Origin of the sequence: Tunicatimonas sp. (assembly GCF_049647865.1) — a bacterium.
GTDB lineage: Bacteria > Bacteroidota > Bacteroidia > Cytophagales > Cyclobacteriaceae > Tunicatimonas.
In genome coordinates, this window is the sequence record NZ_JBARYM010000425.1 from 1 (window position 1) to 8805 (window position 8805).

The 8805-nt window shown below is 44.2% G+C and carries 6 protein-coding genes; 2 read left to right on the forward strand and 4 right to left on the reverse strand.

The features are described 5' to 3' along the window. Together WBA23_RS12685 and WBA23_RS12690 are read right to left on the reverse strand one after the other, a co-directional pair. A partial coding sequence (locus WBA23_RS12685; RefSeq protein ID WP_424582649.1) for a P1 family peptidase occupies positions 1-799 on the reverse strand: 799 nt, incomplete at its 3' end. Between the two features lie 2 nt (positions 800-801). After that, positions 802-3264, reverse strand: coding sequence for a DUF5916 domain-containing protein (locus WBA23_RS12690; protein WP_424582650.1), 2463 nt, complete (start codon positions 3262-3264; stop codon positions 802-804). A 354-nt stretch (positions 3265-3618) separates the two neighbouring features. On the opposite strand from WBA23_RS12690, the gene WBA23_RS12695 reads away from it, so the two are divergent. Then, on the forward strand, positions 3619-5916 hold the full coding sequence (locus WBA23_RS12695; RefSeq protein WP_424582651.1) for a TonB-dependent receptor plug domain-containing protein: 2298 nt from the start codon (positions 3619-3621) through the stop codon (positions 5914-5916). 30 nt (positions 5917-5946) lie between these two features. Here WBA23_RS12695 and WBA23_RS12700 read toward each other — a convergent pair whose 3' ends face one another. Next, positions 5947-8034: a TonB-dependent receptor family protein gene (locus tag WBA23_RS12700; protein WP_424582652.1), complete on the reverse strand. Its 2088-nt coding sequence runs from the start codon at positions 8032-8034 to the stop codon at positions 5947-5949. Between the two features lie 102 nt (positions 8035-8136). Here WBA23_RS12700 and WBA23_RS12705 point away from each other — a divergent pair, with 102 nt between their 5' ends. Then, the gene (locus WBA23_RS12705) at positions 8137-8541 is read left to right on the forward strand and encodes a DUF6146 family protein (RefSeq protein WP_424582653.1); all 405 of its coding nucleotides are present in this window, start codon (positions 8137-8139) and stop codon (positions 8539-8541) included. Between the two features lie 4 nt (positions 8542-8545). Here the strand turns inward: WBA23_RS12705 and WBA23_RS12710 are convergent. After that, positions 8546-8805 (reverse strand): 3D domain-containing protein (locus tag WBA23_RS12710; protein WP_424582654.1); only part of this gene is annotated, 260 nt, incomplete at its 5' end.

Genomic DNA, 8805 nt, shown 5'->3' on the forward strand with positions numbered 1-8805 from the left:
TACGAGCTTGCAGCGGAGCATCGGTCGCAACTACAATCATACATGAGCCATCTGACTGTTGCTGAAATTGTTCTTTCCAATAAGAATTAAGCGCAACCCCCACCGGTACTCCTTTAATCATAAAATCACCCCCGAAATTAGTTTGCACTAATACTCCCACCGTATAGCCGCCAAATTTATTAGGAAGCTTTCGAGAAGAGGTGCCAATACCACCCTTGAAGCCAAAACAAACCGTACCCGTACCAGCACCTATATTTCCTTGCGCAACACTATCAGGAGTCGCTTGACGGATAGCCATCAGTACATTTTCTTCCGTAATATACCTGCCCTGGATATCATTCAAATAGCCATCGTTTGTTTCCCCAACTACGGCATTCACTGATCGTACTTCTGAATTTAGGGGCTGCTGTAGTGTATAGGTAATCAATGCTTGAACAGCGGTAGAGACACTTAACGTATTAGTTAAAATAATTGGGGTTTCTAGGTTGCCCAATTCTTCAATCTGAGTACTTCCCGCTAGTTTTCCAAACCCGTTACCTACATAAACAGCCGCCGGTACTTTCTCCTGGAATAGATTGCTACTGTGGGGAAGAATAGCGGTAACCCCAGTGCGAATACTATCACCCCTGATAAGCGTACTTTGCCCCACTGAAACGCCGGTTACATCGGTAATCGTATTTTTGGGTCCGGTAGGTATTACACCAATATCAAGCCCCATTTCTCGTACAGAGATTCGTTGGGCGAGGGTGTTACATACAATAAGGGCGAGAAGTAGCGTAAAGAAAAGTGATCGGATCAAAGTTACATTTTATTGCGCCCAATCCGCTTCATCATCATGGAGTAATCAATGAAGTATAGCAAACGAATAGATACGCTATTGCTTTGGGGCGAGGTGAAGGTGTTTTCTAGATTCGTCATATAGTCGTGTTGTAGTGTGTCTTCATCGCGAACTATATTGTTTTTCCAAACTACGCTAATCTCGCTGGCCGGGGCAAAGGCGTAGGTATATACCATGTCGATATTGAATGTGTTGTAGTTCCGATTTTCGTTACCATCGTAGTCGCTATCGAGCAGTTCTCCCTCATCACCCAGCGTATAAAATTCCTGATAATCAGCTTCCGACCAGTAATGGCGCATTCGGAGTGAAAGATCCATCCGATTGTTGAATGTATACTTGGTCCGAAAAATATTGCTGACTGTATTAATGTCTCGTCGGCCGAAGGTTATTAGGTGGGCTGCATCAATTTCTTCTTTTTCAGCAAAACCTACATCGTTTATCCTACTCTGGTAAACCAAACTACTGGAGAAGCTAAGTTTATTATTTACCCGAAAGCGGGGGCTAAAACTTAGGTATACACCTTCTTGCCCGTCAAAATCAAAATCAGTGTACCCCACGTATCCGCCGAGCGATAGCTGATTTCGGCTGTCGGAACGCATTGATACGCCAAAATTGTGATAAGCAGGTTCAACCACGTACCGTCCCTCTACCCGAGGCTCAAAGTAGTCGTAACGCTGTACCGGGGCCGATTCGTAACGCAGACTCATGGATAGAAAATTACGGAATGTTCCACTCGCTGAGGCAGATACGTTAAATCGCGTAAAGACCGAAGGGGCGTACAACCGTTGGTAGCGAAAATCTACGTCGGTATAGAGACTAAGCAAGTTCCAGAACGGCTTGTAGATATTGTAGCCAATATTAGCCGAGGTTCGTACCTCATTGTTAGCACGTAAAAATCCCAAATCATTAGGATCGTAGGTGTCACTCTCAATATAGCTCGTAATTGAAGTGCGGAAATTGCCGCCAACTTTCGCTATCGTCGCCGATGACATAAAGCCAAATTCATTTCCATCGGCTAAACCATACTTCTGAGAAACCGCGCCCCGACCAAAAACTGCGTACTGATTACCCCGATTAGCCAAACGAAAAGTGGTACCGGTCAAATTTGCATCATAGTGATGTCCCTGGCGAAGCACATTGGTATTGACCAGACTAACGTAGGAGTTATTTGGTAAGCTCTGATCAAAGGCTAAGACATTGTAATTAGTAAAAGGATCAGTCAGAACTTCGCGTACCTCATTAGTTTCAGTATCTCTTACCCGAGCAAACGAGCTGCCCGTCATTGCATTAAACACGCCCATTCCGAAACCTTTGGCAGTGCGTCCCGATAGCTTAGTAGCATTGATTAAGCTGCTTTCTTGAGGGTTAGAAATAATTTCTTCCGTATCAGATAATTGATCATCAACACTACCGTAGAGCAACGGCCGACCACCAACCCGGCGAGAGTAAAAGAAATCTCCTTTGTTAAAGAGATCGGTTCCTTCCTTAAAAAATTGCCGGTTTTCATCAAACTCTACCTCAAATGGGGTAAGATTAAGTACTTGATTATCAGAGACAACTTGCCCAAAATCGGGAACTAGAATCATATCCAGTGTAAACGCATCGTTAATTCCGTAGCGTAGGTCCATACCACCATTGATTTGGGTAGTAGCTGAAGCCGGATTATTGAGGTCACCGGAATAGGTATCATAATAAGTAGAAATGTAAGGCGATATAGACAGTCTAACTGGTGATTTTACGTTGATAACGCCCGCCATTCGGCCAAATTGGTTAACAAAACCGTTTGTTTGCGGATCAATCTCACTCCAGTAGTTACGTTCATTATTTCGCTGGACAGAGCGGCGAAAGTTTACCCCCCATTCCTGAATAGCCGTTTTAGGGAAACGAAGGGCCGAAAATGGAATTTCCATTTCTACGTACCAGTTAGAGCCATCGATGGTAACTTTACTAAGCCAAGCCGCATTCCAACTCTCATCCCGTCCCATAGCCGTCCATCGGCGATCAATCTGTACCCCGGCAGCCGAGACCGAAAATTCAAAAGCATTTATATCATCATCGTAGGTATCAAAGTAAACCCCAAACACATCGGAGAAACCAAAATCGTCGCGTTTGGTAAATTCGCGCATAATGCTGTCCGGTGAAACATCGTATAGATAGGCTCCAATGTAGATGGAATGGTCGTCATAAAGTACTTTTACTTCAGTAGGCACCGACGGCTGTCCACCAGGATTAGGAGCGCGTTGGACGAAATTCATTGCCGAACAGCGCGTCTTTAACCAAATTTCCTCATCTAAAATACCATCAATTTTAGGAGGGGCAGTTATACGAGTAGCAAATAGTGTTTTTTGTGGGGCGTCGTCGGCGAAACTAATCGAAGGAAGTAGTAATAAAAAAAAGAGAAGAGAAACCGAAAGTTTAAATAGCATTTAGCGTCTAAAACTATAGATGGAAAACTTGAAATTATGAGCGGTAATATGATTTTAAAAAGAGTGACGGCACTCAAGATTATTTAGTCACGTTTGAAATATAAAAAAGTAAATAATATATTAAAAAAGCGGAACGATTAGGTATTTAATAGTACACTTGTATTTTTACGAAATGAATAAGGATTCAATGGCTTTTTTACGATCCTAACAACATTTTAATGCCAAGATAGCTAATTTTGCAACTGAATGAAAGTAAGTTTCTTTGTTTTTTTCCTACTAACAGCCATCTCTAAATTTGCATTGTGTCAAAATATTCAAGTTATCGATCAAAAATTACAACCGATTGCAGGTGTAATGGTTGTTGGGGCAGATCGAACCATATTTTCTCAGACTGATGAGGAAGGAAATATTGCTACCGAAATGTTTGCAGAAAGTGACACAATCTACTTCCAGCATCCAGCTTATCAGCCAACTAAAATCACTCTCAGAAAGTTAGCGTCTCGTGATTGGACGATGGTTCTACAAGAAAATGTAGTTGAGTTAGACGAAACGGTGGTGCTGGTTAACCGCTGGGAGCAATCACCCAAAGAAATTCCCCAGCAAATCACATCAATACGTCCTGAAAACATCCAGTTCCTAAATCCGGGAACGGCCGCCGATGCCCTGGAACAAACGGGTGAAGTATTTGTGCAGCGTAGTCAGCTGGGAGGAGGGAGCCCGATGATTCGGGGGTTTGCGGCTAACTCGGTACTGATTGTGGTGGATGGAATACGGATGAATAATGCCATCTACCGCAGTGGCAATTTACAAAATGTGATTAGTATTGATCCTGCCTTAATTGGGGAAGCCGAAGTTGTATTTGGTCCTAGTTCAGTCATTTATGGTAGCGATGCACTAGGGGGCGTGATGGACTTTCATACTTATCAGCCAGCATTCAGCTTATCTAATAAATTAGAAACAGATGTACAGGCATTTGTTCGATATAGCAGTGCTGCCCACGAAAAAACCGGGAATGTTCGTCTTGACTTGAGAGGTAATCGATTAAGCTCAATATCGAGTATTACCTACAGCGATTTTGGTGACTTACGGGCTGGTAACCAACGACCTGCCGACTTTCCTGATTTTGGTAAACGTTTTCAATACGTGATCCGGGAACAAGGAAGGGACACTCTAGCCCAGAATAATAAAGTAAACCGACAAATCCCATCGGGCTATCAGCAGCTAAATGCTATGCAGAAACTTCGCTATCGTCCGTCGGATTGGGCGGAACTTACCTACGGATTTTTGTTGAGTACCACTTCTGATATTCCTCGCTACGACCGACTCATTGAAAGCACTGAAGACGGTTTGCCGCGTAGTGCTGAGTGGTACTACGGTCCGCAACGCTGGATGATGCACTACGTGAAGGGCGCATTATACAACGCCAATCGGTGGTACGATGAGGCGAAGCTAACGGTAGGTTACCAGCAGGCGCAGGAAAGCCGCTTTGATCGGCGATACCGAAGCAACTCCCTGCGAAGCCGAACCGAAAATGTTAGCGTATGGACACTAAACTTTGATGCCGATCGCCAGTGGAATGCCAAGCATCAACTATTTTACGGATTGGAATACGTGCTGAATGATGTGCAATCAGCCGCGCTCCGAGAAAACATTGAAACCGGAGAACGAGCTCCTACAAGTACCCGCTACCCCGATGGTGGAAGTCAATATCAGAGTGCCGCACTCTACACTAGCTACAAATGGAACCCCAACCCGCGAACTACGTTCTCTTCCGGACTACGGTATAGCTACGTGTGGCTGAACGCTGATTTCGATGACAAAACTTTTTTTAATTTCCCGTACGATCAGATTAATCTGGGCACTGGGGCTATTAGCGGAAGCATTGGGGTGACCTACCGTCCAACTGATCGTTGGCAGTTTAACTCGGTGGCATCATCGGGTTTTCGCGCTCCGAACGTAGATGATATTGGAAAGGTCTTTGACTCAGAACCGGGCAACGTGGTAGTTCCCAACCCCAATTTATCACCAGAATATTCTTACAATGCGGAGGTAGGAGCTACTTTCCAGCCTTCAGAAGGTTGGAGATTGAACGGGGTGCTGTACGGTTCGCTACTGCGTAATGCGATGGTTCGTCGGGAATATACCTTCAATAATCAGGATAGTATTGTGTACGATGGAGTGCTTAGTAACGTACAGGCAATTACGAATACTGGCCGGGCTTACGTCTGGGGTTATAGTTTTCAGTTAGCAGGTAGTTTGTCTAACCACTGGAAACTAAGGATAACCTTCGCCGATAATATTGGTCAGGATACAGAAGAAAATGTTCCCCTAAGGCATGTGACTCCTTGGTTCGGACGAACAGCATTGACGTATAAAAAAAATAAGTGGCGAGGAGAATTTTTTGTACGCTACAATGGGCCAGTGGCTTGGAAAGATTTAGCTCCTACGGAACAAAATAAGCCTCAAATTTATACTGAAGACGGTTCACTTGCTTGGTATACGCTTAATCTAATAGGTTCCTACGAAATTTTCTCTGGATTTACGCTACAAGCTGGGGTAGAGAATATGCTGGACAAGCACTACCGCCCGTATTCATCGGGCATTAGTGCCCCAGGAATAAATGTAATTGTAGCACTGCGGGGGAGTTTATAAGAAGTTTTCAAAGGGCAACGTAGTCACCCATTAATTCTTTCGGCCAATCTTGAACCCCGCGTAGTAATTGCGAGTGGGAGCAGGTTGGTAGTATCTTCCCCCAAAGGCATTAATATCATTACCTAAACTGTAGGTTTGATTTAAAAGGTTATCTGCACCGGCAAAAATTTCTAATTGCCAATTACTGTTTAGGGCCGTGCGGTATCCCATTTTAGCCTGAACCAGATGGTAAGCATCGGCGTACACTGTATTGGCATCGTTCAGCGGAATTTCATCAGTGAAATTATAGCTTATATTGGCGTAGAAACCGGGGCGAGTTTGTAAACGTAGTGTAGTAACCCAGATGTGGGGTGCAACTCCGGTTAGTTGATTTCCCGAAAAGTCTTCATCCTCTTTCTGATACGAGTCAAATGTAAAATCATGGCGGGTGTAGGCCGATTGAATTTCCAGTGAACTAATAGTCTGCTGAGGATTTTGAATGACAAACCAGGTGGCAGCAAGTTCCAATCCAGTTTGATTAGTGCTACCGGTATTGGTAAACAAAACAGTACCTCGTTCCGATTCTCGTTGCACAATGGTTTCGCTTAACTGAAAGTAGAAGGCGGAAGCATCTAGCTGAATTCGGTTATTCAATATGAGTCCCCGCAAACCTAACTCATAATTAATACCTCGTTCGGGTTCTAAGTCCAAATTGATACTACCTTCATTCGTGCGGACTTCTTCAATGGTCGGCGGAGAAAAGCCTAGGCTAACGTCGCCCCGGATAGCCAACTGACTGTTAAGTTGCTTCGTCATTCCTAGGTGGGGAATCCAGACCGGATCAAAACTTCTCTCTACTTGATAGCTGCTGTTTAAAGCAACATCTACCAGTCGGTTAATATCGTAGTTAAGCCAGTTGCGGCTTAGTCCGGCAGTAATGAAGAATCCTTTAGGTAGTGTGAAGTCGGCTTTAGCGAAGAAGATCGCTTGGCGAGTACGAAGTTCGTCATCAAAATTAAGAGTATCAGGCTGACCCATGCGGTTACCAAAATTGCGGGCTACATTGGTAGCTGTTTGAAATTCTGCTCCCACTGTGTAGCGAGCTTCTACTGCGCCCAATGCATGATCATAGTAGAACCGAGTTCGTCCACCGCCCCCTTGGCGGCTATCGCGCTTGTAATCAAAGTTAAATGGGTTCTCAAAGGAGCTAAAATTGCCGTAAATAGTAGTTTGATTCTTCAATTTCTCGTTCCAACGGTATTCGTTGGTTAGTCCAATGAGTACGTATTCTTGATCGATACTAGCATTAGCGTCTTCGCTTCCCATGACAAATTGATTGCCGGGTCGAGCCTGACGAGGGTTTTCCTGAAACTGCTCCAGGGTTAATCCCCCCGGAATTTCGTAGAACAAATCAGAATAAAGGAAGCTGGCTGAAAAAGTATTTTGCTCAGAAATATCAAACTCACCGCGCAGCTCGAGCATATCTCGTTTCAAAGCAGTATGATCTCGATAACCTTCGGCTTGTTGATGAGCGTAGCGAATAGCCCAGCGACTTTTTGCACTAAATTGTTCCACTGAAGCAGTGTATCGCCGAAGGCCAAACGAACCAACGATAGTGCCTAATTCTACCAAACTACCTTCCGATTTTGTCGGTAAACTACGGATATTTACTACACCGCCAGTGCCAGCCCCATAAACGCTCCCCGCTGGGCCTTTAATCACTTCAAGAGTACCGAAATTGCTGATATCCAGCAGGTTAAACGCAGTGCTTCCACTAGGGTCGGTAAACGGAATATCATTCCAATAGACCTTCACATTACGAACGCCAAACGGTGCTCGCAAAGCACTACCCCGGATAGCAATACGGTAACTACCCGGAGCTCGTTGTTCCATGCGGACACCCGGTAAAGTATTCATGGCCGGAACCAGCGAGGTTTCATCGTAGGCCCGAATCTCCTGAGAGGGAAGGACTGAAACCGCAACGGGGGTTTCCAGTAACTTCTGTTCAGTATCATATCCAATTACGGTGACTTCATCCAGTGTTTCAGTGCGAACGTAGGAAGAGTCACTAGTGATTTGTGGATATACTTTATAGAAAAGTAGAGTAAAAGAAAATGTGATAAGTATGCGTCTAATCATGATCGGTTTTCTCACTAATTGGCTAAGGTAACTAACAAGACAATCTTTTTTGGCGCAGAATAGTTATACAAATGAAGAATACTACACAAAAACATAAGTATCATGAAAAATCTAATTTATATAAGTGCATTTCTATTGCTAGTTTCAGCTTGTTCTCCCTCACTGAATGGTTCTAGTTCTCGGGATCGCACTCAACCAAATATAGTACAGCCGGAAAATGAGGAAGAGTATGAATTATTGATCTTCGATAATAATTTTGATCGTTGGCTACAAACTAACGGACGACCCATAAACTTCTACTCGCCTCAATATTACGAGCAGAAGAATCGCCAGTATGTAGCAGCTTGGAATGATAATGTAGGCCGGTACAGCGGGAACTCGCCTTTCGAAAATATTATTAACTACGATTACTCCGAAAAATACGGGGTGGAACTGAACTACCAATTATTCTGGTACTTTAAATATGTAGAAGATTTATACGGGCGTCGGTACAACTTCCCAGTTTAGATAATTAGTTACCCGCAATCCAGGATATTTCCACTTGTTGCTTGCCCCATTCTCGGGCTTTGCTAATATCAGTGCCCATGTAGATATCTATGCGCTTTTTCCAGCGTTTGTTCATCTTATCAAGCACTCGGTAGGTGCCCGGCAGCCCTTTAATTTTTACTTTAGCATTGTGTTCAAGCCCGTATTCGTTCAGCAAGTCACGCGAGACTGCAATCGCTTTCATACCGGGCTTCAGTTTATCACCCCAGGCAGCAATTGCGGGAG

Coding starts and splice junctions, on each gene's coding strand:
- WBA23_RS12705 (WP_424582653.1), top strand. CDS start 8,137: ATGAAAAATCTAATTTATATAAGTGCATTTCTATTGCTAGTTTCAGCT.
- WBA23_RS12690 (WP_424582650.1), bottom strand. CDS start 3,264: ATGCTATTTAAACTTTCGGTTTCTCTTCTCTTTTTTTTATTACTACTT.
- WBA23_RS12695 (WP_424582651.1), top strand. CDS start 3,619: ATGGTTGTTGGGGCAGATCGAACCATATTTTCTCAGACTGATGAGGAA.
- WBA23_RS12700 (WP_424582652.1), bottom strand. CDS start 8,034: ATGATTAGACGCATACTTATCACATTTTCTTTTACTCTACTTTTCTAT.